Below are 22,563 nucleotides of genomic sequence, written 5' to 3'. Positions count from 1 at the left end.
GAGGAGTGAGCCGGTTTTGCGAGCCCCGCAGTCGTGATCGAAGGAAGGCACAGTGATCGTCAATTATCCGTTCAGTGCGGTGCTCGGCATGGCCGACATGCGGCTGGCGCTGCTGCTCAACGCGGTGTCCCCGGCGATCGGCGGTGTGCTGGTCCAAGGGGAGAAGGGGACCGCCAAGTCCACAGCCGTTCGGGCACTCGCCGCGCTGCTGCCGCCGGTCCGGCGGGTCGCCGGCTGCCGCTTCGGTTGTGACCCGGCCGAGCCGGACCCGGCCTGCCCGGACGGGCCGCATCCGGCCGGTGCCGCCGCCGAGACGCGTCCCGCCCGGCTGGTGGAGCTGCCGGTCGGCGCCGCCGAGGACCGGGTGGTCGGCTCGCTGGACCTGGAGAAGGCCCTCGGCGAGGGCGTACGCGCCTTCGAGCCGGGTCTGCTCGCCGCCGCCCACCGGGGGGTGCTCTACGTCGACGAGGTCAACCTGCTGCACGACCACCTCGTGGACCTGCTGCTGGACGCGGCGGCGATGGGCCGCAGCCACGTCGAACGCGAAGGCGTCTCGGTCAGCCACGCGGCCCGGTTCCTGCTGGTCGGCACGATGAACCCGGAGGAGGGGGAGCTGCGTCCGCAGCTGCTCGACCGGTTCGGACTCACCGTCGAGGTGGGCGCCAGCCGGGACCCGGAGGTCCGGGTCGAGGTGGTCCGCCGCCGGCTCGCCGCCGACGCCGACCCGGCCGGTTTCGCCGCCCGGTGGGCCGACGCCGACGCGGAGATCGCCGGCCAGGTGGCCGCCGCCCGACGCAGGCTTCCCGGGGTACGACTTCCGGACGCCGCGCTGCGGCAGATCGCCGAGGTGTGCGCCGCGTTCAACGTGGACGGGATGCGCGCCGACATCGTCACCGCCCGTACCGCGCTGGCCCACGCCGCCTGGCACGGCCGGGACCGGGTGAGCATCGACGACGTCCGGGTGGCCGCCCGACTGGCCCTGCCGCACCGCCGCCGCCGCGACCCGTTCGACACCCGCGGGCTGGACGAGAAGCGCCTGGACGAGGCGTTGCAGCGTGCCCAGGACGCCCACCCCGACGAACCGGACGACCCGGGCCCGGACGACGACGGCCCGGGTGGTGGCGGCCCATCAGGCGGTGGCGGCCCGGCCGGCGGTGGGGGGAGCGGCGGCGACGTGGTCGACCAGCGTGTACCCGGCCCGGCCGAGAGTGCGCCCGCCGAGGGTGACGCCGGCCCGGACGGGCGGACCGAGGTGCCGAGCGGAGCTGACGACGGCGGCTCGCCGCAGCGCCCGACGGACGACCCCGGCGGGCACGCTCAGCCCGGCGACCGGCACACCGCGGACGGTGGCGACGACCCGGACCAGGGGCGCAACGGCGGCGCCGACGGGCAGTCGGTGGCCGTACCCCGGGGTGGGCTGAAGGCGCGGGTGCTCACCGCGCCCGGTGTCGGTGACGGCGTGCCGGGCCGACGTTCGCGGGCCCGCACGGGGCGGGGGCGCACCACCGGGGCCCGGGTGCCGACCGGCCGGGTCGGGGCGCTGCACCTGCCGGCGACGGTCCGCGCCGCCGCGCCGCACCAGGCATCCCGGGGACGGCTGAGCGGCCCGCTGCGGTTGCGCCCGGACGACGTGCGGGAGGCGGTCCGGGAGGGGCGGGAGGGCAACCTGGTGCTGTTCGTGGTGGACGCCAGCGGCTCGATGGGTGCCCGGCAGCGGATGACCACCGTGAAGGACGCGGTGCTCGCCCTGCTCACCGACGCCTACCAGCGGCGGGACAAGGTGGCGGTGATCGCCTTCCGGGGCGCCGAGGCGCAGACGTTGCTGCCGGCCACCTCGTCGGTGCTGGCCGCCTCGACTCGGCTGGCCGAGTTGCCCACCGGTGGGCGTACGCCGCTGGCCGAAGGGCTGCTCGCGGCCGCCGACCTGCTGCGGGTGGAGCGCCTGCGCGACCCGTTGAGGCGTCCGCTCGTCCTCGTCGTCACCGACGGCCGGGCCACGGCGGGCAACCGCCCGCTGGACCGCGCCGCGGCAGCAGGGGCAGTGCTCGCGGCGACCGGTGCGCCCTGCGTCGTCGTCGACTGCGAGACCGGCCCGGTCCGCCTCAACCTGGCGCGTCGACTGGCCACCCAGTTGGGTGCCCCCCACCACCCGCTGGCCGCCCTCACCCACCCCGACACCCGCGGCAGCGCGCTTCCCGTCGCGGCGTGACGCCGGGCACCGATGACCGACCGCAACCGCAGGATCGCCCGAAGGAGAGAGTGCTGATGCCGCAGGGACAGCCGAGTGTGGTGCCCGCCGACGGGTTGACGACCCGGCAGCGGCGGCACCGACCGCTGCTGATCGTCCACAGCGGACAGATGAAGGGAAAGTCGACAGCCGCCTTCGGGCTGGCGTTGCGAGCCTGGACGGCCGGTCTGCCGATCGGCGTGTTCCAGTTCGTCAAGAGCGCCAAGTGGCGGGTGGGGGAGGAGAACGCCTTCCGGGCGCTCGGCGAGGTGCACGAGCGCACCGGCCAGGGCGCGCCGGTCGCCTGGCACAAGATGGGTGAGGGCTGGTCCTGGATCCAGCGCGGCGGCGACGCCGACCACGCCGCCGACGCCCTGGAGGGCTGGCGGCAGATCCAGCGCGACCTGGCCGCCGAGCGCTACGGGCTGTACGTGCTGGACGAGTTCACCTACCCGATGAAGTGGGGCTGGGTGGACGTCGACGAGGTGGTCGCCACACTGGCCGACCGGCCCGGCTTCCAGCACGTCGTCATCACCGGACGGGACGCCGACCCGCGCCTGGTCGCCGCCGCCGACCTGGTCGCCGAGCTGACCAAGGTCAAGCACCCGATGGACGCCGGCCAGAAGGGCCAGAAGGGCATCGAGTGGTGACCACGACCACCGACCCGTGGCCGCTGCCCCGGGTCGTCGTCGCCGCACCGGCCAGCGGCCACGGCAAGACGACCATCGCCACCGGGCTGCTCGCCGCACTGCGCCGTCGCGGCCTGACGGTCAGCCCGCACAAGGTCGGCCCCGACTACATCGACCCCGGCTACCACGCCCTCGCCGCCGACCGGCCCGGGCGCAACCTCGACCCGTTCCTGGTCGGCGTCGAGCGGATCGCCGGTCTGCTGCGCCACGGCGCGAGCGTCCCCACACCCGCCGACATCGCCGTGGTGGAGGGCGTCATGGGCCTGCACGACGGTGCCGTCGGCCGCCGCGACTACGCCTCCACCGCACACGTCGCCCGGCTGATCGAGGCGCCCGTGCTGCTGGTGCTGGACACCACTGCCCAAGGCCGCTCGGCCGCCGCGCTCACCCTCGGCATGGCCGCCTTCGACCCGGCCGTGCGCATCGGCGGGGTGATCCTCAACCGCGTCGGCTCGCCCCGGCACGAAACCCTGCTGCGCGACGCCCTCGCCGAGGTCGGCGTACCGGTGCTCGGAGCCGTCACCCGCGCCGCCGAGGTGGCCGCGCCGGCCCGGCACCTCGGGCTGGTCCCGGTCGCCGAGCGGGCCCCCGAGTCCCTGGCGATCGTCACCGCGCTCGCCGAGCTGGTCGAAGCCACAGTGGACCTGGACGCCGTGCTCGACCTGGCCCGCACCGCCGCACCGCTGACCACCCCTGCGTGGGACCCGGTCACCGCCGTCGGCGGGCCGGCCGGCGCCGAGCGGCCAGTGGTCGCGCTCGCCGGTGGTCCGGCCTTCACCTTCTCGTACGCCGAGACCGCCGAACTGCTCACCGCCGCCGGCGCGGACGTGCTCACAGTCGACCCGATGCGCGACCCGGCACTGCCCGCCGGCACCCGCGCGGTGGTCATCGGCGGCGGCTTCCCCGAGGCGTACGCCCAGGCGCTGGCCGGCAACACCACGCTGCGCGCCGAGCTGGCCGACTTCGACGGGCCGATCGTGGCCGAGTGCGCAGGGCTGCTCTACCTCGGGCGGTCCCTGGACGACGTACCGATGTGCGGGCGGCTGGACCTCACCGCCCGGATGACCGGCCGGCTCACCCTCGGCTACCGCGAGGCCGTGGCGGTCACCGACTCCCCGGTGGCCCGTGCCGGCGAGCCGGTACGCGGCCACGAGTTCCACCGCACCACCACCGACCCGGGGCACGGCGACCGACCGGCGTGGCGCTGGAACGACGCGGAGCACGGCTTCGTGAGCGGTCGGGTGCACGCCTCCTACCTGCACACCCACTGGGCCGGTCACCCGGACGCGGCCCGCCGGCTCGTCGAGGCGTGCCGATGAGCGCCGACGCCACGCTGACCGGGGTCGGTGTCGGACCCGGCGACCCGGAACTGCTCACCGTCAAGGCGGTGCGGGTGCTGCGCGAGGCCGACGTCGTCTTCGTACCCGTGATGGCGGACCCTGTCGAACCCACGGTGACCGCCGCTGCGACGACGGCGGGTGCGGACGCCGGGCGGGCCGAGGCGACAGTGCGGTCCCACGTCGCGGTGGACCGGCTGCGCCGACTGCCGTTCGCCCTGGACGATCGGGGCGGGGTGACCGCCCGCCGGGCGGCCGCCTGGGACGACGCCGCCCGGGTGGTGGTCGAGACGGTCGACGCCGGGGCGCGGTCCCTCGCGTTCGCCACCATCGGCGACCCCAACATCTACTCCACCTTCGGTTACCTGGCGCAGAGCGTCCGCGCCCTGCGCCCGGGCCTGCGGGTGACCACCGTTCCGGGCGTCACCGCCATGCAGGAGCTCGCTGCGCGCAGCGGCACCCCGCTCTGTGAGGGACGCGAACCGCTGACCCTGCTGCCCGCCACCGCGGGTCTGGCGTTGTTCGCCGACGCCCTCGCCGGGCCGGGCACCGTGGTCGCCTACAAGGGCTGGCGGCGGCACCCCGAACTGCTCGCCGAGCTGCGCCGACAGGGCCGGCTCCCCGACGCGGTGCTCGGGCGCAGCCTGGGTTTGCCCGGTGAACGGATCGGCCCGGTCGACGACGCCGAGCACGACCTGCCGTACCTGTCGACGCTGCTGGTGCCGGCCCGCCGCGACCACCGAGGAGGAAAGCTGTGACAAGCGACGGCAAGGTGTGGTTCGTCGGAGCCGGGCCGGGGGCGGCGGACCTGCTGACAGTGCGGGCCGCCCGGGTGATCGCCGAGGCGGACATCGTGATCTGGGCGGCCAGCCTGGTGCACGCCGACGTGCTCGACCACGCCCGAGCGGGCGCGGAGATCGTCGACTCGTCGCAGCTGCCCATCGAGGGCGTGCTGCCGCTCTACCAGCGTGCCGCCGAGCAGGGGCTGACCGTGGCGCGGATCCACTCCGGCGACCCGGCGCTGTGGGGCGCGGTGCAGGAGCAACTGGAGCTGTGCCGGGCGCTCGGCCTCGCCGTGGAGATCGTGCCCGGGGTCTCCTCGTTCACCGCCGTCGCGGCGATCGTCGGGCGGGAGCTGACAGTGCCCGAGGTGGCCCAGTCGGTGATCCTCACCCGCCTGGAGGGTGGCAAGACCCCGATGCCGCCCGGCGAGCGGGTGCGGGACTTCGCCCGGCACGGCACCACGATGGCGCTGTTCCTCTCCGCTGCCCGTTCCGGGCAGGTGCAGGCCGAGCTGCTGGCCGGCGGCTACCCGGAGGACACCCCGGCCGTGGTCGCGTACCAGGCGACCTGGCCCGACGAGCTGGTGGTGCGCTGCACGGTCGGCACCCTGGAGGCGACGGTCAAGCAGCACAAGCTGTGGAAGCACACCCTGTTCCTCGTCGGGCCGGCCCTCGCCGCCGAGGGAACCCGCTCGCACCTGTACCACCCCGGGCACTTCCACACCTTCCGCAAGGCCGAGCCGGCCGCCCGTGCCGAGCTGCGCCGCCAGGCAGGCGACCGCACCGGGGGAACAGGCACACCATGACGTACGCCGAACCGCCGCTGCGTGAGCCGGACCTGCCGCGGACCGCGAAGGTGCGGCCCACCGCGCTGCGTACCGGCTGGACCACCGGGGCCTGCGCGACGGCGGCGGCCAAGGCCGCGGTCACCGCGCTGGTCACCGGGGAGATCCAGCCGGACGTGGAGATCGGCCTGCCCGCCGGGCGGCGGGTGCGCTTCCCGGTCGAGCGCTGCGAGGTGACCGGCACGCCACCGGTGCGCGCCGAAGCGGTGGTGGTCAAGGACGCCGGCGACGACCCGGACGTCACCCACGGGGCCGAGCTGACCGCCACAGTGGACTGGACCGACGTCCCCGGTCTGCGGCTCGCCGGTGGCGCCGGCGTCGGCACCGTCACCAAACCCGGTCTGGGGCTTACCGTCGGCGGCCCGGCCATCAACGACACCCCCCGCCGGATGATCGGCGACGCGGTGGCCGAGGTGGTCGACCTCAGCGAGGTCGGCGTACGCGTGGTGATCAGCGTGCCCCGGGGCGAGATCATGGCCCGCAAGACCACCAACCGGAGGCTCGGCATCCTCGGCGGCATCTCGATCCTCGGCACCACCGGCATCGTGCGCCCGTTCTCCACCGCGTCCTGGCGGGCCAGCGTCGTGCAGGCCGTGCACGTGATGGCCGCCCAGGGCGAGCCGACTGTGGTGCTCTGCACCGGTGGGCGTACCGAGCGGGCCGCCCGCGCGCTGCTGCCCGACCTGCCCGAGGTCTGCTTCGTCGAGGTCGGCGACTTCACCGGCGCCGCGGTGACCGCCGCGGTGGAGGACGGCATGACCGCCGTGGTCTTCGTCGGCATGGCCGGCAAGCTGGCCAAACTCGCCGCCGGGGTGTTGATGACGCACTACACGCGCTCCAAGGTGGACCTCTCCCTGCTCGGGGCCGTGACCGCCGAGGCCGGTGGCGACGCGTCGCTCGTCGCCGCCGTGGCCGAGGCCAATACCGGGCGGCACGCGTACGAGCTGTGGGAGGCCGCCGGACTGCTCGCCCCGGCCGGTGACCTGCTCTGCCAGCGGGTCCGCCAGGTGCTGCGGCGCTTCGGTGGGCCGACGGTCACCGTGGACGTGGCGATGGTCGACTTCGCAGGCTCCCACGTCGTCGCCTCGTCCGGCCGGTGGCCCCGATGACGCGGACGGCACAGGCGACCGGCGTGACAGTGGTCGGGCTGGACGCCGCCGGTGCCCCACCGCACCCGGCGCTCGCGCCGCTGCTGACCGCCGCCGGGCTGGTCGTCGGGGCGGCCCGGCACCTGGCTGCGGTGCCCGTACCGCCCGGCGCGGACACCGTCACCCTCGGGCCGCTCGCCCCCGCCGTGCACCGGCTGGCCGAGGCCGTCGCCGCCGGGGTGCCGGCCGTCGTGCTGGCCAGCGGGGATCCCGGCCTGTTCGGCATCGTCCGGCGGCTGCGCGCGGCCGGGCTGCCGCTGCGGGTGGTGCCGGCGGTGTCCAGTGTGGCCGCCGCGTTCGCCAGTGCCGGCCTGCCCTGGGACGGCGCCGCCGTGGTCACCGCGCACGGCCGCGACCCGCGACCGGCCCTGAACGCCTGCCGCGCGATGCCGCTGGTCGCGGTGCTCACCGCACCCGGTGCCGGTGCAGCCGAGCTGGGGGCCGGCCTGGTCGGCTGGTCCCGCCGCCTGCTGGTGGCCGAGCACCTGGGCACCGCCGCCGAACGGATCCGCGCGGTGACCCCCGAGCAGGCCGCCGCCGAGATCTGGGCCGACCCGCACGTCCTGCTCAGCCTCGCCGACGTCGCACCCGTCGCGACCACCGACGCCGCGCCCGATCGGGTCGCGCCCGCTGGGATGCGCTCCGACAACCAGCCGGCCGCCGCCCCGGCCGGCGGGTGGGCGCTGCCGGAGACCCGGTACGCCCACCGCGACTCCATGATTACCAAGTCGGAGGTGCGCGCCCTCGTCATCGCCCGGCTGCGACCCCGACTGGGCCGGCTGGTCTGGGACGTCGGCGCGGGCAGCGGCTCGGTCGGCATCGAGTGCGCGCTGCTCGGCGCGGCAGTGCTCGCCGTCGAACAGGACCCCGTGGCCGGAGCGACCATCCGGGCCAACGCGACCGCGCACGCCGTGCACGTCCGGCTCGTCACCGGTCGAGCCCCGCAGGCGCTGGTCGGCCTGCCCGAACCGGACGCCGTCTTCGTCGGCGGTGGCGGCCCCGACACCCTCACCGCCGTCGTGGCTCGCCAACCCGAGCGGGTGGTGCTGACCCTGGCCGCCCTGGACCGGGTCGCGCCGGCCGTGGGTCTGCTGCGCGCCGCCGGCTACACGGTCGAGGGCAGCCAGCTCTCCGCCGCCCGCCTCGCCGACCTGCCCGGCGGGTCGATCCGCCTCGCGGCCACCAACCCGGTGGTCGTCCTCACCGGGGAGCGCCCGTGAACCACCGAAACCCGCCCGCTCGCATCGGTCTGGTGGCGGCCACCGCCGCCGGCCGACGGCACGCCGACACCCTGGCCACCGCCTGGCCGCACGCTCGACTGGTCGAGGGGGAGAGCGCGGCCGACGCGCTGCGCAGCGCCTGGGCCGAGTGCAACGCGGTTGTCGCGTTCCTGGCCACCGGCGCGGTGGTGCGGATCCTCGCGCCGCTGCTCACCGACAAGCGCAGAGACCCCGCCGTTGTGGTCGTCGACGAGGCCGCCCGGCACGCCGTGGCGCTGCTCGGCGGGCACGCCGGCGGCGGCAACGACCTCGCCGAGCAGGTCGGCGCGGTGCTGGACGCCCAACCGGTGATCACCACCGCCACCGACGCGGTCGACCTACCGGGGCTGGACACCCTCGGCTGGCCCGTGCAGGGCGCGGTCGCCGCGGTGTCCCGGGCCATCCTGGACGGCGAGCCGGTCCGACTGGTCGCCGACGCCGACTGGCCGCTGCCCGCCCTGCCCCCGAACGTCCAGACCACCGATGAGGACGCCGTGAACGGCGGTTACCGGCTGCTGGTCACCGACCGGGTGGTGCCGCTCGACGAGCGGACCGCCGTGCTGCGGCCACCGTCGCTGGTCGCCGGCGTGGGCGCGAGTCGGGGCGTACCGGCCGCCGAGGTGGGGGAGCTGCTGCACCGGGTGCTGGCCGAGGCCGGCCTCGACCCGGCGAGCCTGCGCTGCCTGGCCAGCGCCGACGTCAAAGCCGACGAGGCGGGCATCCTGTGCACCGCTGACGCGCTCGGCGTACCCCTGGTGACCTGGCCGGCGACGCGGCTGGCCACCGTCGACGTGCCGCATCCCAGCGAGGTGGTCCGCGCCGCAGTCGGCACGCCGAGCGTGTCGGAGGCGGCGGCGCTGCTCGGCCCGGCGGGCCGACCGGACGACGCCACGCTGTTGGTGGGAAAGACCGCGACGGCGATGGCCACAGTGGCGGTGGCCCGGCACGCGCCGCGCGGCCGGCTCGCCGTGGTCGGGCTCGGGCCGGGCGCGGCCGACCTGCGCACCCCTCGCGCGGTGGCCGAGCTGCGGCGCGCGGCCGTGGTGGTCGGCCTGGACCAGTACCTCGACCAGGTCCGCGACGTGCTCCGCCCGGGCACCCGGGTGCTGTCCAGCGGGCTGGGCGCGGAGGAGGAGCGGGCCCGCGCCGCCGTCGCCGAGGCCGTCGCCGGCCGGGCGGTCGCGCTGGTCGGGTCCGGCGACGCCGGGGTGTACGCGATGGCCAGCCCCGCCCTGGAGTACGCCGACGAGCGGATCGACGTGGTGGGTGTGCCCGGGGTGACCGCCGCCCTCGCCGCCGGGGCACTGCTCGGCGCGCCCCTCGGCCACGACCACGCCTATGTGAGTCTGTCCGACCTGCACACACCGTGGGAGGTCATCGAGCGGCGGGTGACCGCCGCCGCCGAGGGTGACTTCGTGACGGTGTTCTACAACCCGCGCAGCCGGGCGCGCGACTGGCAGCTCGGCAAGGCGCTCGGCATCCTCGCCGCGCACCGGCCGCCGGACACCCCGGTCGGGGTGGTACGCAACGCCAGCCGCCCCGGCGAGCGGGTGCACCTGGCCACCGTGACCACGGTGGACCCGGCTGCGGTCGACATGTACAACGTCGTGGTGGTCGGCAACAGCGACACGAGGCTGGTCGCCGGCCGGATGGTCACACCCCGGGGGTACCGGTGGCGATCGTGACGATCGGCGCCTGCCAGGGGTGCGGCGCCTGCCTGCTCACCTGCCCCACGCACGCGATCCGGCCCGTCCCCGGCGGCCTGACCGTCCGCGCCGACCGCTGCACCGGCTGCCTGGAGTGCCTGGAGATCTGCCCGGTGGACGCGATCCGCGTCGTCACTGACTCTGACGCGATCCGCGTCGTCGCTGACCCTGACGCGATCCGCGTCGTCGAACCCGACCCTGCGAAGGAGCCCGATGAGCCGGGTGGTGCATCCCATCGAGGTCGAGTCGTACCGCATCCTGCGCGAGCGGGTCGACCTGTCGCACCTGCCGCCGCTCTGCCGAGCGGTCACCGAACGGGTGGTGCACGCCAGCGCCGACCTCGCGTACGTCGACGAGCTGGTCTGCGACGAGGGGGCGCTGGAGTCGGGCCTGGCGGCGCTGCGCGCCGGGCGCCCGTGGTCACCGACGTGGCGATGGTCGCCGCCGGCATCACCCGGGCCGGCCTGGAGCTGGTCTGCCCGGTCGCCGAGCCGGCCGCCGCCGAGCTGGGCCGCTCGGCCGGAATCACCCGCTCGGCGGCGGCCGTGCGGATCGCACTGACCCGGGTCGGCCCGGGCGCGGTCTGGGTGGTCGGCTGCGCGCCGACCGCGCTTGTCGAACTACTCAGAGTGGACGCTGCGCCGGCGCTGGTCGTCGGCCTGCCGGTCGGCTTCGTGGGTGCCGCCGAGTCGAAGGCGGCGCTGCGGGCCAGCGGCCTGCCCGCCGTGTCCAACGTGGGCGAGAAGGGCGGGTCGGCGGTCGCCGCCGCCGCCCTCAACGCCCTGCTCTACGTCGAGGAGAAGTCATGACCGGGTTGGTCATCGTCGGGCACGGTACGCGCAGCGCGGTCGGGGTCGACCAGTTCGCCGCGCTCGTCGAGCGGGTCCGCCGTCGTGGTGACGTCGGCGACGTCGAGGGCGGCTTCATCGAGCTGTCCCGCCCCCCGCTGACCGACGCGGTCGGCGCGCTCGTCGCGCGCGGGCACCGGGCGCTGGTGGCGCTGCCGCTGGTGCTCACCGCCGCCGGACACGGCAAGGGCGACATCCCCGCCGCGATGGCCCGCGAGCAGGAACGTCACCCCGGGCTGAGCTACCGCTACGGCCGCCCACTCGGCCCGCACCCGTTGCTGCACGAGGCCCTCGAAGAGCGCATCGACGCGGCGCTGGCCGGCACGGGGCTGGCCGGCGCCGACCGGGCCGGCACGGCGCTGGCCGGCGCCGACCGGACCGGCACGGCGCTGGCCGGTGCCGACCGGGCCGGCACGTGGGTCACGTTGATCGGGCGGGGTTCCACCGACCCGGACGCCAACGCCGAGGTCGCGAAGGTCGCCCGGCTGCTCTGGGAGGGTCGCGGCTACGCGGGCGTCGAGCCCGGCTTCGTCTCCCTCGCGTCTCCGTCGGTGCCGGCGGTGCTGGAGCGGTTGCGCCGCCTCGGCGCGCGGCGGATCGTCGTCGCGCCGTACTTCCTGTTCGCCGGGGTGCTGCCGGACCGGATCGTCGCCCAGTCGGCGGAGTTCGCCGCCGCCCACCCCGACCTCGACGTGCGGGTGGCCGAGGTGATCGGCGACTGCGACGCCCTCGCCGATCTGGTGCGGGAACGCTACGCGGAGGCGCTGGGCGGCGACATCCGGATGAACTGCGACACCTGCGCGTACCGGGTGTTGATGCCGGGCTTCGCGGACAAGGTGGGTCGCCCGCAACGCCCGCACGACCACCCCGACGACCCGGTCGGCCACCACCATCACCACGGTCACGACCACGGGCACGCTCACTACCACGGCTCTGTCGCTGTGGTCGGCGGTGGGCCCGGACCCGACGACCTGATCACGGTACGCGGTAAGGCCCTCCTCTGTGCCGCGGACGTGGTGGTGGTCGACCGGCTGGCCCCGCAGGGTCTGCTCGCCGGGCTCCGCCCCGACGTGCTGGTGGTCGACGCCGCGAAGGTGCCCCGTGGCCCGTCGATGGCCCAGGAGGCGATCAACGCGGCCCTGGTGTCGCACGCCCGCGCCGGCCGGCGGGTGGTCCGGCTCAAGGGCGGCGACCCGTACGTCTTCGGACGCGGCCACGAGGAGGTGCAGGCCTGCGTGGCGGCCGGTGTGCCGGTGACAGTGGTCCCCGGGGTGAGCAGCGCCTTCGCCGCACCGGCACTGGCCGGCGTGCCGGTGACGCACCGCGGCGTGGCGCACGACGTCACCGTCGTGTCCGGACACCTGCCGCCCGGGCACCCCGACTCGCTGGTCGACTGGGCGGCGCTGGCGCGGGCCCGGGGCACCGTCGTGTTGCTGATGGCCGTCGACACCATCGCCAAGATCGCGTCGGTGCTGATCGAGCACGGTCGCGCCCCGGAGACTCCGGTGCTCGCCGTGCAGGACGCCGGGCAGGCCGACCAGCGGTCGGTGCCCGCCCGGCTGGACGAGATCGGCGCGGTAGCCGCCCGGGAGGACATTCGTCCGCCCGCCGTCTTCGTCCTCGGCCCGGTGGTCGCGCTGTCGACCACCGGGCCCACCGTCTGACGATCACTCGCTGCGGGCGGTCTCCGGACCGGTGATCCGCTCCAGCAGCGGCAGGGTGGAGGCGATGACACCGAGGCAGGCGGCCAACCCGACGACGACGATCACGTAGAAGCGTGGCTCCGGCGCGACCAGCGTGTAGCCCATCTGTGCCCGCAGGAACAGGTGGGCGGCGAGGAGCCCCATCCCGATGGCGACGGCGGCGACGGCGAGCATCGGCACGGCGCTCTCCAGGGCCACCACCCGACGCAGGACCCGCACCGGTGCGCCGCTGAGACGCAGCAGGCTGAACGGGCGTCGGCGTTCGGTGAGCCCGCCGATGACGCTGACCGCGAGGCTGCACCCGCCGAGCGCGAGGCTGGCGATGATGACGACGTTGGCCAGTTGTTCCCAGCCGCGCAGCGTGTTGGCGAACTCCGACTCGAAGTCACCGGGCACGTTCGGCGCCACCCGGAAGGCCGGCAGGGCGGTCTCGAGCGCCGTGCGCGAGCGCTCGATGGTGGCGGCGGAACCGTCAGTGTCGACGACGATCGACATCACCGGCAGCTGTTGGAGGTCGCCGAGTGGAACCGATGCGGCGGGCCAGACCCTGCTGGACGACGCCGGCTCCCGGAAGGGGATGAGACCCGTCGCCACCTCGGCGACGGTGGCGCCCTCGGCGCACCGGCCGTACGCGCTCGGGATCTCGGCGCACGCGATCAGGCCGGGCTCGCTGGCGCTCATCCAGTCCGGGTTCTCGCGCACCGCGAACGCGGACCGCACGCCGGTGATCGAGCGTAGGTCGGTGAAGAGCGAGTCAGGCGTCGCCGGTGCATCCTCAGGAAGGTAGAGCGACACCTGTCCCGCCTCGGTCGAGCCGACCGGTGCCGGGCCGCGGTTGGCGACGATCGTGGTGATCACGCCGACGGCCACGCTCGTCACGAAGAGCGCGAGCATGATGCCGCTGATCGCCCGGAAGCCGGCCTTCGGGTTGTCAGCGAGGCGTCGCGCGGCGATGAGGGTGGCGGGGCGGTTGGCGAACCGGGCCATCACCCGGGCGCCGACCATCGTCAGCCACGGGCCAGCGAGGATCAGGCCGGCCATGATGAGCAGCAGGCCGGGAAGGAACACCGCGGCCTGGCCATCGGATGTCGGGGGCCGGAACCCGATGGCGAAGAACAGCACGGCGACACCGAGCATCATCGGGATCAGCCGGTACGCCCGCGGGGCGCGGGGAGTGACCCGGCGGGTCACGCCCAGCGGCGAGATCCGTACCCGGCGCAGCGAGACCTGGGCCGCCACCGCCGCGCCGGCCGGAACGCCGAGCGCCACCAGCAGGGTGTCCAGCACGCCCAGCGACATGTCGTTGGGGAAGAACGGCATGCCCGTAAACGGGATGCCCGCCATCGGGCCGCGGAAGGCGTAGAACAGGCCGAAGCCGACGGCGGTGCCGACGACGGCCGCGGTGGTCGCCTCCACCGCCGCGACCACCGAGATCTGCTTCGGGGTGGCGCCGACCAGGCGCATCGCGGCGAAGCGCTGCTCCCGGCGGGCCGCGTTGAGCCGGGTGGCGGTGCCGACGAAGATCAGCAACGGGAACAGCAGCCCGCCTGCGATCACGCTCAGGATGAGGTTCACCGTCGTCTCGGGCAGCGCGGGAGTGTCGCCGACGGTGGTGAGCTGCCTGGCAAGGGGCAATGTGGCCACCTCGTCGGGGGTGCCGCCCCGGATGACGAGCAGCGTGTCCGGTGAGGTCAGTCCGGCCGGACCGACGGTGCCGATGTCGCGCCCCGGGTAACGGTCAGCCAGTTGGTCGGTGGGGTGGGCGGCCAGCAGCTTCCGCAACGCGGGCGAGGCGTAGTACTCCCCGGGCCCCGGCGTGCTCGGGACGCCGGTCGGGGCGGGCGCGTCCGGGCCGGTCGGGGCAACGTCGATCCGAATGATCTGCTTGCCGTGGAAGTAGTCCTCGCGCGTCGACCACCACAGAGGATCGGCATCGCCGCCCGTCGAGGCGTTGGGATAGACCGACGCGTACCGGGTGAGCTGGGCGTTGACCGCGTTGACCCCGGCGAGGGTGGTCAGCAGCAGCCCGCTGCCGACCGCGACGGCGGCAGCGATGACGAGCAGGCGGGTGAGCGCCTCCCGGCCGCCGGACACAGCGAGGCGGAGCCCGAAGCGGATCATGAGGCGATCCGGTCCGGCGCGTTCACGCGCCCGTCGCGGACCATGACCTCACGGTCGGCGTACGCGGCGATCCGGGGTTCGTGGGTCACCAGGATGACGGTGGTGCCCTGCTCGCGGGCGGCGCCGACCAGCAGGTCCATCACCTGCTCGCCGGTGAGCGAGTCGAGCGCGCCGGTCGGTTCGTCGGCGAAGAGCACCTGCGGCTCGGCGACCAGACCGCGGGCCAGGGCGACCCGTTGTGCCTGCCCGCCGGACAGCTCACCCGAGCGGCGCTGCTCCAGGCTGTCCAGGCCGAGGCGCGCGAACCAGGCTCGCGCCTTCGGCAGCGCCTGCTTCCGGTGTACGCCGCTGAGCAGCAGTGGCAGGGCGACGTTCTCCACGGCGGTGAGCTCGGGGACGAGCTGGCCGAACTGGAACACGAAGCCGAAGCGGTCCCTGCGCAGGCTGCTGCGCTGGGTCTCGGCCATCGCGTCGACCCGCGCTCCGTCGAAGAGGATCTCGCCGGAGTCGGGCACGAGGATGCCGGCCAGGCAGTGCAGCAGGGTGGACTTGCCCGAGCCGCTGGGGCCCATGATGGCGACAATCTCGCCCGCGTCAACGGCGACGCTCGCGCCGCGCAGGGCGGGCGTCTGGCCGAAGGAGAACGCCACGTCCCGTGCTTCGATCACGACGCTCATGGCCGCACCTCTTTCCGTAGGGCGTCCAGCCGGGCGCCGGTCATCTCGATCCACCGGAGGTCCGCCTCCAGGTGGTAGAGGCCGTGGTCGGCGAGCAGCGCGTCGACCAGGCCGCCCGCGCGCTTGATCTCGGTCAGCTCACGCATCCGGCGCAGGTGCGCGCTGCGCTGGGTGTCGAGGTATTCGGCGGCCGGCCGGTCCAGCATCAGCGCGAGCACGACCTTGGCGAAGAGCACCGTCTGCAGGTGCGGTTCCGGGTCGACCGGCTGGGTCAGCCACTGCTCGACCTCGGTCGCGCCGACGTCGGTGATGATGTAGCGCTTGCGGTCGGGGCCGGAGCCGGGAGCGACGTCGCTGATCACCACCTTGCCGTCGCGGGCCAGCCGGCTGAGGGTGGAGTAGACCTGGCCGAACGGCAGTGGCTTGCCCCGGCCGAAGAAGGCGTCGTAGTCGCGCTTCAGGTCGTAACCGTGGCTGGGCTCTCGTTCGAGGAGGCCGAGAAGGGTCAGTGGCACGCTCATGGGAGGAGAATACACCGAGGGTATACCTCGCGTATATACCCTCGGTGTGTTCTCGGAGGGTCCCCTGGTCGGGGCGCAATTTCCGGAGGTCAGCCCAGCAGGAGGCGGGCCAGGGCGTAGCCGGCGGCGGCCGCGGCGAGCCCCACGGCGACGCTGCCCACGACGTTGGCCAGCGCGAGGAGCCGGTGACCGCCCTGCGCCAGCCGCAACGTCTCGTAGCTGAAGGTGGAGTAGGTGGTCAGCGCGCCGCAGAACCCGGTGCCGAGCAGCGCGGTGAGCGCCGGGCCGGCCGGCCACCCGACGAGCACGCCGAGCAGCAGTGAGCCGACCACGTTGACGGTGAACGTGCCCCAGGGGAACGCCGAGTCGTGCCGGGTCTGGACCGCCCGGTCGGTGAGGTAACGCAACGGCGCGCCAACGGCCGCGCCCAGGGCGATGAGCAGCACGGTCATCGGGCCGCCCGCCGCCTCAGCAGCGACGCCGTGACGGCGTCGCCCAGCGCGACCGCGACGAGTGCCCCGAGCACCGTCGCCGCCAGGTACGCCAGCGCGGTGCCCGGCGCGCCCGCGACCAGTGCCTGCTGGATGTCGACCGCATAGGCGGAGAACGTGGTGAACCCACCGAGCACCCCGACCCCGAGGAACGGGCGAGCCAGGGGGTGCCCGCCGCCGAGGTGCCCGAGCACCGCCATCAGCACGCCGATCAGCAGGCAGCCGGACGTGTTGATGGCGAACGTCGCCCAACCGAAGCCGGTCGGCGGGTGCGGGGCGGTGTGTTGCAAACCGGCCCGGGCCAGCGCACCGAGCACCCCGCCGGCCGCGATCGCGGCGAGGACCGTCGTGGGGCGCACGGTCAGCTCGCGGCGGTCGGCGGGGACACGCAGGTCGACGTCGGGGTCGCTACGCGGCTCGGATGGCTCTGGCACGGCTCTTCAGCGTAGTGCCGGCGACGACGGCGTCAGCGTACTGCCGCGACGGCGGCGTCCGCGCCGCCCCGCCACACCGTGCCGACCTCGGCGAAACCGGCGGCGGTGAGCGCGGCGAGGTGCCAGGAGACCGGCGGGTTCCACTCCGGGCTGTGCCCGGTCGGGTAGATGTCCTGCCGCTGGGTGACCAGTGGCGCCAGCGCCGGGTCCGCCCCGGCCTGCTTCCACCAGTCCGACCAGGACAGCAACGAGCCGGCCGCGTACCGGGCGTTGCGTCGGTCCCTCGCCCGGTCCATCAGCCGCTTGGTCAGCTCCGGCAGGCTGTCGTCCGGCATGTGGTCGGCGTTGACGAAGACCCCGCCCGGTCGCAGCACGTCCCGCAGGTCGGCGTAGAGCTGCCCGAGCCGGTCGGCCGGCAGCCAGTGCAGGGCGGTGGCGGTGAGGACGGCGTCGTACTCGCGGTGGGGGAGCGCGTCACGCCAGTCGGGGGTGGCGAGGTCTGCCGTGACGATGGTGGCCCGGTCGGTCAGCGACGAGCGGGCTATGGCGAGCAGCGCCGGGTCGAGGTCCAGCAGGGTCGCCTCGGCGCCGGGGAAACGGGCCAGCGTGCGCAGCGAGATGCTGCCGGTGCCGCCGGCCAGGTCGAGCACTCGTGGCGGTCGACCGTCGAGGACCGCGTCGACGGTGTCGAGCATGGCGGTGAACCGGTGTTCCCGGTCCGGTAGGTAGGCCTCCTGCTGACGGTCCCAGCTCTCCTGCCAGGCCCACGCATCCGTGATGTAAGGACTCATGATGGGAAGGCTAGTTACCGTTCGGGCGCGCTGTCCAGACCTTGTTGCACATAACTTGCAATTGCGAGAAGATGGCAGGGCGATGATCAGGGTGACGCCGGGTCGGGCATCCGCCCGGCCCGGCGTCCTCGTGTCAGCGGGTCAGGCCGCAGTCTCGACCAGGGCGGCGACGCCCTGCACCGGCTGCCGGCCGCCCGCTGACCGCCCCGACAGACCGGGCGACGGCGGCGTACGGTACCCGCAGCCCCACCGGGACCCCCGCGCCAAGGAGGCACGCGATGCAGGACCGCACCCCTCGTGCGGAGGAGCTGGAGCCGATCGAGCGCGCCGGCATCGACGAGCTGCGTGACCTGCAACGCGAACGTCTGCGCTGGTCGTTGCGGCACGCGTACGACAAGGTGCCGCACTACCGCCGGGCGTTCGACGCGGCCGGGGTGCACCCCGACGACTGCCGGGACCTCGACGACCTGGCCCGCTTCCCGTTCACCGGCAAGGCGGAGCTGCGGGAGAACTACCCGTTCGGCATGTTCGCCGTCCCCCGGGAGCGGGTGTCCCGGTTGCACGCCTCCTCCGGCACCACCGGCCGACCGACGGTGGTCGGCTACACCCGCGACGACCTGCGCACCTGGGCGCGACTGATGGCCCGGTCGATCCGCGCCTCCGGCGGCCGTCCCGGCGACCGGGTGCACGTCGCGTACGGCTACGGGCTCTTCACCGGGGGTCGGGGCGCGCACTACGGCGCCGAGGAGCTGGGCTGCACGTCATCCCGGTCTCCGGCGGCATGACCGAGCGTCAGGTCATGCTGATCCGCGACTTCGAACCCGAGGTCATCATGGTCACGCCCAGCTACATGCTCGCCATCGTGGACGAGATGCAGCGCCAGGGCGTCGACCCGCGCGCCACCTCGCTACGGGTGGGCATCTTCGGGGCGGAGCCGTGGACCGAGGACATGCGCCGGGAGATGGAACAGCGACTGGACATCCACGCGGTGGACATCTACGGGCTCTCCGAGGTGATGGGTCCCGGCGTGGCCACCGAGTGCGTCGAGACCAAGGACGGGCTGCACGTCTGGGAGGACCACTTCTACCCCGAGATCATCGACCCGGTCACCGGGGCCGTGCTGCCCGACGGTGAGCGGGGTGAGCTGGTGTTGACCTCGCTGACCAAGGAGGCGATGCCGGTCGTGCGCTACCGCACCCGCGACCTGACCCGGCTGCTGCCCGGCACCGCCCGCCCGATGCGCCGGATCGAAAAGATCACCGGTCGGACGGACGACATGATGATCGTGCGCGGGGTGAACATCTTCCCCACCCAGATCGAGGAGCTGATCCTGCGGACCCCGCAGCTGTCGCCGCACTTCCAGTGCGTACTCGATCGGCAGGGCCGGTTGGACACCCTGACCGTGCGGGTGGAACGACGGGCCGGGGTTGGGGTGGACGCCGCCGAACGGGCCGGTGCGACGCTGGTCCAGCTGGTGAAGAACACCATCGGTGTGAGCGTGGCGGTCGACGTGCTCGCCCCGGACGCCGTGGAGCGGTCGATGGGCAAGATGCGCCGCGTCGTCGACCACCGGTCGGCCGGCTGACCCACGGCCGACACCCGGTCCCGTCCTGGACCGGGCAGCAGGTCTGTCTCCTGTAGAGCTGCCCCGGTTGTGGGGCAACTGGTTGGTCGAGCGCGTCGAGAGTCCTGACTCCCGGTGCATAGGATCCTGCCCATGCGTGTGCTGGTGGTCTCCGCGCCCCTGGTCGGGCATGTCTTCCCGCTGGTGCCGCTCGCCGTCGCGTTGCGCGACGCCGGCCACGACGTGCTGCTGGCCACCGGGGGCGGTGGCCTGGCCGCCGCCGGCGCCGGTCTGCCCGTGCACGACATTGCACCCGGCTTCGACTTCGGCCGGATCGCGTTGCGGGTCTTCCCCCGCCATCCGCTGATCGCGCGCGCCGAGCTGGCCGGCACCGCAGGCACCCGGGGTGCCGGCCTGCTGTTCGGCGCGCTCAACGACCAGCTCACCGACCCGGTGGTCGCGCTGGCCTCCCGGTGGCGGCCGGATCTGGTGCTGCACGAACCGTTCGCGGTGGCCGGCGCGGTGGCCGCCGCGCGGCTCGACGTGCCTGCCGTACGCCAGGAGAACGCCTTGTTCGACGGCCGGGACCTCGTCCGCGCCACCGTGGCCCGACTCGGCGGCGCGCTGCGCCGGCACGGCCTGGGTGAGCTGCCGCCACCCGCCGCCGCCCTCGCCGTGGCCCCGCCCAGCGTGGCCGTGCAGGGCGGTTGGCCGATGCGCTACGCGTCCTACGTCGGCGGTGGCGAGCTGCCGGCCTGGCTGCGCGAGCCGGGTGACCGGCCCCGGATCCTGGTCACCCGCAGCACCCTGACGGGCCCCGGTGACCGGGGGCCGATGCCCGCCGTGGTGGCCGCCGCCGCCGACGTGGACGCCGAGATCGTGCTCGTCCGCCCGGACGATCGGTCGGCGCGCTCTCTGCCCGCGAACGTGCGGGTGGTCGACTGGATTCCGCTCGACGAGGCGCTGCCGGCGAGCGCGGCGCTGGTCCACCACGGCGGGGCGGGCAGCGCACTCGGAGCCCTCGCCGCCGGCCTGCCCCAACTGGCCACAGTGGGTCCGGGGGACCGCCGGCACAACGCCGAGCTGGTGGCCCGGCGGGGTGCCGGCCTGGCCCTGCGTCCCCGGGACATCACCGCGCAGGCGCTGACCCGGCTGCTCACCGACGACGGCCTGCGTGCCGCCGCCGGGCAGGTCAGCCAGGAGATCACCGCGATGCCGCCGCCCACCGACCTCGTCGCGCGCCTGGCGGCACTGGTCTGAGGCTCGCCCCGCGTGGCCACACCGGGTGCGCGGTCGGCTGCGGCAGGATGACGTGATGCGACACGTCGTGCTGTTCCACTCCGTGTACGGCCTGCGACCCGCCGTGCGCGCCGCCGCCGACCGGTTGCGCGCCGCCGGCCATCAGGTAACCACCCCCGACCTGTACGGCGTGCCGGCCACCGACACCGTCGAGGAGGGCTTCGCGCTGCTCGACAAGATCGGCCAGGAGGTGGTGCTCGACCGGGCCCGGGCAGCGCTGCGCGACCTCCCACCGGAGACGGTGCTCGCCGGCTTCTCGATGGGCGCCGGTGTGGCCGGGGCGCTGCTGGCCGAGCGCCCCGACACCGCGGGTCTGCTCCTGCTGCACGGCACCGGCGGCGCGCCCGACGCGGTCCGGGCCGGGTTGCCGGTGCAGCTGCACCTCGCCGACCCCGACCCGTACGACGCGCCGGAGGAGGTCGACGAGTGGCAGCAGGCGCTCACCGACGCCGGTGCCGACCTGATGGTCTTCCGCTATCCCGGGATGGGGCACCTGTTCACCGACCCGGGCCTGGCCGAGCACTCCCCGGACGCCACCGCGGCGACCTGGCCGCGCGTGCTGGCCTTCCTGGCCGCCTGCTGAGCGTCAGGTCCAGCCACGGTCAGTGGTTGTGGCACCACCGTAGCGTGAGGACAGACGGACTCTCGCAATCGAAGGGCGTGCCGGCATGAACGAAACGGTCCTGAGCGTCGTTGGTCTGGTGCTGGTCGCGGTCTCGCTGTGTTTCTCCGCGCTACAGACACGGGAGGTGGCCAGGCAGAGCCGCATCAACAACGGCATCGGTTCGGCTACCGCGCTTGTCGAGGTCAACAACCTCATTCGCTCCTGGCACGAACGTCTGCTCCAGGACCCGTCGGCGCGGCCGTACTTCTTCGACGGGAAGCCCTGCACGCCGGACGACGTGGAGCGGCCGAAGCTGTTGACCTTCGCGGAACTGCTCGGCGACGTGCTCGAGTGCAATCTTCAGATGGCCTCGCTGCTGCCCGCCTTCAACTTCGCCCACTCGTGGCATCACTGGCCGGCCGAGATGCTGCGAAACAGCCCGATCCTCGACGAGGTGGTGGAGAGCCACCCCGAGTGGTGGCCGACGCTGCACCTGCTTCAGCAGCAGATCCGCGCCGGCGCACCGCAGGCCCATCCCCTCGTCACGGGGCACAAGGCCCGGTGGCGGCCGTCCCGCGCCAGCGTCGGGGGAGGGGTTCGCCCCAAGCCCGACGCCGACGCCGAGACGACGATCTCGGCGGGCGACAGGGCCGCCATTCCTCCGCAGCGATGAGGCCCTGAGCCGTTCCCTGGGGGTTGTGCGAGCGCACCGCCCCGCCGGCACCGGCTCCGGGACGGTGGCCAGGTGACCCGGACGGCCTGCTCGCGCTCCCCACCGCGGCGCTGCTGGCCTCGGCGTCCGTGCCGTAGGACGACTCGCCTGCGCCCGGCCGGCAGTGGATCGGGCACGGCGTCGACAATGTGCGGCATGGAGTTCCTGTGCTACCACCGCGACCGGCCCGACTCGGCCGCGTTGCGCGACGAGTTGCTGGCCGAGCACTGGACCTACATGGACCGGTACGCGGCGGAGATGATCGCCCGCGGCCCGACACTGTCCGGCGACACGGCCACCGGCAGCGTGCACATCGTCGACGTGCCCGATCCGGCCGCCGCACGGGCGTTCGCCTTCGAGGAGCCGAACTACCAGGCCGGCGTGTACCGGGATGTGCTGCTGCGCCGGTGGCGCAACACGCTGGGCCGCACGATGTGGGACTTCCCCGGTGGTCGGACGGGCGGTGACCGGTACCTGGTGCTCGGCCTCGGCGCGGGGCCGGCCGTCGACCTGGCCGTGCCGCGCGACCCGGACGAGCTGATCGCGTACGGGCCGCTGCTGTCCGACGACGGCGACACCTGGCTCGGCACCGCCGCGCTGCTCCGCGCACCCACCCCGGACGCGGCGCGCGCAATCCTGACCGGGGACTGGTACGCCGACGTCGAGGTGCACCGCTGGCAGTTCGGCGGGCGTCCGTCCTGACTCGCTCCCGAGACCTGCTCGGGACGGTCGTGCCGATCGGTGGCAGCTCAGCAGACGGGTGCTCGGCGTGTCGAGCTGCTCAGCTGCCAACGTCAACGACGCC

21 protein-coding genes and 2 pseudogenes are annotated in these 22,563 nt (G+C 74.4%); 17 read left to right on the top strand and 6 right to left on the bottom strand.

Annotated elements, in window-relative coordinates:
• Positions 1–52 precede the first annotated feature (52 nt).
• The 11 genes and pseudogenes from AC3CF1_RS04255 to cobA all read left to right on the top strand — a co-directional run bounded on the left by AC3CF1_RS04255 (position 53) and on the right by cobA (position 12,505).
• Positions 53–2,209, top strand: coding sequence for a magnesium chelatase subunit D family protein (locus tag AC3CF1_RS04255; RefSeq protein WP_488449575.1), 2,157 nt, complete (start codon positions 53–55; stop codon positions 2,207–2,209).
• A gap of 56 nt (positions 2,210–2,265) precedes the next feature.
• Positions 2,266–2,877 carry a cob(I)yrinic acid a,c-diamide adenosyltransferase gene (gene cobO / locus AC3CF1_RS04250; RefSeq protein ID WP_488449574.1) on the top strand — a complete coding sequence of 204 codons (612 nt, stop codon included), beginning with the start codon at positions 2,266–2,268 and terminating at the stop codon, positions 2,875–2,877.
• Positions 2,874–4,235: a cobyrinic acid a,c-diamide synthase CobB gene (locus tag AC3CF1_RS04245; protein ID WP_488449573.1), complete on the top strand. Its 1,362-nt coding sequence runs from the start codon at positions 2,874–2,876 to the stop codon at positions 4,233–4,235. Before cobO ends, AC3CF1_RS04245 begins: the two co-directional genes overlap by 4 nt.
• A complete protein-coding gene (gene cobI / locus AC3CF1_RS04240) occupies positions 4,232–5,011 on the top strand; it encodes a precorrin-2 C(20)-methyltransferase (RefSeq protein WP_488449572.1) in 780 nt (259 codons plus the stop codon). The genes AC3CF1_RS04245 and cobI overlap by 4 nt, the downstream gene beginning before the upstream one ends.
• Positions 5,008–5,841 (top strand): precorrin-4 C(11)-methyltransferase, encoded by an 834-nt coding sequence (gene cobM, locus AC3CF1_RS04235; protein WP_488449571.1) that lies wholly within the window; start codon positions 5,008–5,010, stop codon positions 5,839–5,841. Before cobI ends, cobM begins: the two co-directional genes overlap by 4 nt.
• On the top strand, positions 5,838–6,989 hold the full coding sequence (locus AC3CF1_RS04230; protein WP_488449570.1) for a cobalt-precorrin-5B (C(1))-methyltransferase: 1,152 nt from the start codon (positions 5,838–5,840) through the stop codon (positions 6,987–6,989). Before cobM ends, AC3CF1_RS04230 begins: the two co-directional genes overlap by 4 nt.
• Complete coding sequence (gene cbiE, locus AC3CF1_RS04225) at positions 6,986–8,248, top strand: precorrin-6y C5,15-methyltransferase (decarboxylating) subunit CbiE (RefSeq protein WP_488449569.1); 1,263 nt, start codon at positions 6,986–6,988, stop codon at positions 8,246–8,248. The genes AC3CF1_RS04230 and cbiE overlap by 4 nt, the downstream gene beginning before the upstream one ends.
• Positions 8,245–9,972 carry a precorrin-3B C(17)-methyltransferase gene (cobJ, locus tag AC3CF1_RS04220; RefSeq protein WP_488449568.1) on the top strand — a complete coding sequence of 576 codons (1,728 nt, stop codon included), beginning with the start codon at positions 8,245–8,247 and terminating at the stop codon, positions 9,970–9,972. Before cbiE ends, cobJ begins: the two co-directional genes overlap by 4 nt.
• Positions 9,960–10,121 (top strand): annotated as a pseudogene (locus AC3CF1_RS04215) (4Fe-4S binding protein); the annotation flags it as partial. The gene cobJ and the pseudogene AC3CF1_RS04215, both read left to right, overlap by 13 nt.
• Positions 10,122–10,206: 85 nt before the next feature.
• Positions 10,207–10,802 (top strand): annotated as a pseudogene (locus tag AC3CF1_RS04210) (precorrin-8X methylmutase).
• Positions 10,799–12,505 carry a uroporphyrinogen-III C-methyltransferase gene (gene cobA, locus AC3CF1_RS04205; RefSeq protein ID WP_488452039.1) on the top strand — a complete coding sequence of 569 codons (1,707 nt, stop codon included), beginning with the start codon at positions 10,799–10,801 and terminating at the stop codon, positions 12,503–12,505. Before AC3CF1_RS04210 ends, cobA begins: the two are co-directional and overlap by 4 nt.
• Before the next feature lie 3 nt (positions 12,506–12,508).
• Here the strand turns inward: cobA and AC3CF1_RS04200 are convergent, their stop codons facing one another.
• From AC3CF1_RS04200 to AC3CF1_RS04175, 6 genes are all read right to left on the bottom strand, one after another.
• The gene (locus AC3CF1_RS04200) at positions 12,509–14,665 is read right to left on the bottom strand and encodes an FtsX-like permease family protein (RefSeq protein WP_488449567.1); all 2,157 of its coding nucleotides are present in this window, start codon (positions 14,663–14,665) and stop codon (positions 12,509–12,511) included.
• Positions 14,662–15,342: an ABC transporter ATP-binding protein gene (locus AC3CF1_RS04195; protein ID WP_488449566.1), complete on the bottom strand. Its 681-nt coding sequence runs from the start codon at positions 15,340–15,342 to the stop codon at positions 14,662–14,664. The genes AC3CF1_RS04200 and AC3CF1_RS04195 overlap by 4 nt, the downstream gene beginning before the upstream one ends.
• On the bottom strand, positions 15,339–15,863 hold the full coding sequence (locus AC3CF1_RS04190) for a PadR family transcriptional regulator (protein ID WP_279515714.1): 525 nt from the start codon (positions 15,861–15,863) through the stop codon (positions 15,339–15,341). The genes AC3CF1_RS04195 and AC3CF1_RS04190 overlap by 4 nt, the downstream gene beginning before the upstream one ends.
• 89 nt (positions 15,864–15,952) lie before the next feature.
• Entirely contained in the window at positions 15,953–16,315 is a 363-nt protein-coding gene (gene crcB, locus AC3CF1_RS04185) for a fluoride efflux transporter CrcB (RefSeq protein WP_210789571.1), read from the bottom strand.
• The gene (locus AC3CF1_RS04180; RefSeq protein ID WP_210789567.1) at positions 16,312–16,788 is read right to left on the bottom strand and encodes a fluoride efflux transporter FluC; all 477 of its coding nucleotides are present in this window, start codon (positions 16,786–16,788) and stop codon (positions 16,312–16,314) included. The genes crcB and AC3CF1_RS04180 overlap by 4 nt, the downstream gene beginning before the upstream one ends.
• 32 nt (positions 16,789–16,820) lie before the next feature.
• Complete coding sequence (locus tag AC3CF1_RS04175; RefSeq protein ID WP_488449565.1) at positions 16,821–17,579, bottom strand: class I SAM-dependent methyltransferase; 759 nt, start codon at positions 17,577–17,579, stop codon at positions 16,821–16,823.
• Between the two features lie 278 nt (positions 17,580–17,857).
• Between AC3CF1_RS04175 and AC3CF1_RS04170 the strand changes: the two genes are divergently transcribed.
• The 6 genes from AC3CF1_RS04170 to AC3CF1_RS04145 all read left to right on the top strand — a co-directional run bounded on the left by AC3CF1_RS04170 (position 17,858) and on the right by AC3CF1_RS04145 (position 22,460).
• Positions 17,858–18,364 (top strand): hypothetical protein, encoded by a 507-nt coding sequence (locus AC3CF1_RS04170; protein WP_488449564.1) that lies wholly within the window; start codon positions 17,858–17,860, stop codon positions 18,362–18,364.
• Positions 18,361–19,164 (top strand): AMP-binding protein, encoded by an 804-nt coding sequence (locus AC3CF1_RS04165; RefSeq protein WP_488449563.1) that lies wholly within the window; start codon positions 18,361–18,363, stop codon positions 19,162–19,164. The genes AC3CF1_RS04170 and AC3CF1_RS04165 overlap by 4 nt, the downstream gene beginning before the upstream one ends.
• Before the next feature lie 132 nt (positions 19,165–19,296).
• Positions 19,297–20,403, top strand: a complete 1,107-nt coding sequence (locus tag AC3CF1_RS04160) for a nucleotide disphospho-sugar-binding domain-containing protein (protein WP_488449562.1) — start codon at positions 19,297–19,299, stop codon at positions 20,401–20,403.
• 55 nt (positions 20,404–20,458) lie between these two features.
• Complete coding sequence (locus tag AC3CF1_RS04155) at positions 20,459–21,025, top strand: dienelactone hydrolase family protein (RefSeq protein WP_354982048.1); 567 nt, start codon at positions 20,459–20,461, stop codon at positions 21,023–21,025.
• Between the two features lie 85 nt (positions 21,026–21,110).
• A complete protein-coding gene (locus AC3CF1_RS04150; RefSeq protein WP_354982047.1) occupies positions 21,111–21,719 on the top strand; it encodes a hypothetical protein in 609 nt (202 codons plus the stop codon).
• 195 nt (positions 21,720–21,914) lie between these two features.
• A complete protein-coding gene (locus AC3CF1_RS04145; protein ID WP_355163214.1) occupies positions 21,915–22,460 on the top strand; it encodes a YciI family protein in 546 nt (181 codons plus the stop codon).
• Positions 22,461–22,563 lie beyond the last annotated feature (103 nt).

It is taken from the genome of Micromonospora sp. MGP-C2, from assembly GCF_057766525.1.
The sequence above is the reverse complement of the archived record's forward strand: the minus strand, read 5'-3'. Positions and strand labels throughout refer to the sequence as shown.

Bases quoted from the DNA above. Each gene is read 5' to 3' on its own strand.
- AC3CF1_RS04195 (WP_488449566.1), bottom strand. From the start codon at position 15,342: ATGAGCGTCGTGATCGAAGCACGGGACGTGGCGTTCTCCTTCGGCCAG.
- AC3CF1_RS04190 (WP_279515714.1), bottom strand. From the start codon at position 15,863: ATGAGCGTGCCACTGACCCTTCTCGGCCTCCTCGAACGAGAGCCCAGC.
- cobA (WP_488452039.1), top strand. From the start codon at position 10,799: ATGACCGGGTTGGTCATCGTCGGGCACGGTACGCGCAGCGCGGTCGGG.
- AC3CF1_RS04155 (WP_354982048.1), top strand. From the start codon at position 20,459: ATGCGACACGTCGTGCTGTTCCACTCCGTGTACGGCCTGCGACCCGCC.
- cbiE (WP_488449569.1), top strand. From the start codon at position 6,986: ATGACGCGGACGGCACAGGCGACCGGCGTGACAGTGGTCGGGCTGGAC.
- cobO (WP_488449574.1), top strand. From the start codon at position 2,266: ATGCCGCAGGGACAGCCGAGTGTGGTGCCCGCCGACGGGTTGACGACC.
- crcB (WP_210789571.1), bottom strand. From the start codon at position 16,315: ATGACCGTGCTGCTCATCGCCCTGGGCGCGGCCGTTGGCGCGCCGTTG.
- AC3CF1_RS04160 (WP_488449562.1), top strand. From the start codon at position 19,297: ATGCGTGTGCTGGTGGTCTCCGCGCCCCTGGTCGGGCATGTCTTCCCG.
- AC3CF1_RS04145 (WP_355163214.1), top strand. From the start codon at position 21,915: ATGGAGTTCCTGTGCTACCACCGCGACCGGCCCGACTCGGCCGCGTTG.
- AC3CF1_RS04170 (WP_488449564.1), top strand. From the start codon at position 17,858: ATGCAGGACCGCACCCCTCGTGCGGAGGAGCTGGAGCCGATCGAGCGC.
- AC3CF1_RS04175 (WP_488449565.1), bottom strand. From the start codon at position 17,579: ATGAGTCCTTACATCACGGATGCGTGGGCCTGGCAGGAGAGCTGGGAC.
- AC3CF1_RS04165 (WP_488449563.1), top strand. From the start codon at position 18,361: ATGACCGAGCGTCAGGTCATGCTGATCCGCGACTTCGAACCCGAGGTC.
- cobI (WP_488449572.1), top strand. From the start codon at position 4,232: ATGAGCGCCGACGCCACGCTGACCGGGGTCGGTGTCGGACCCGGCGAC.
- AC3CF1_RS04150 (WP_354982047.1), top strand. From the start codon at position 21,111: ATGAACGAAACGGTCCTGAGCGTCGTTGGTCTGGTGCTGGTCGCGGTC.
- AC3CF1_RS04230 (WP_488449570.1), top strand. From the start codon at position 5,838: ATGACGTACGCCGAACCGCCGCTGCGTGAGCCGGACCTGCCGCGGACC.
- AC3CF1_RS04200 (WP_488449567.1), bottom strand. From the start codon at position 14,665: ATGATCCGCTTCGGGCTCCGCCTCGCTGTGTCCGGCGGCCGGGAGGCG.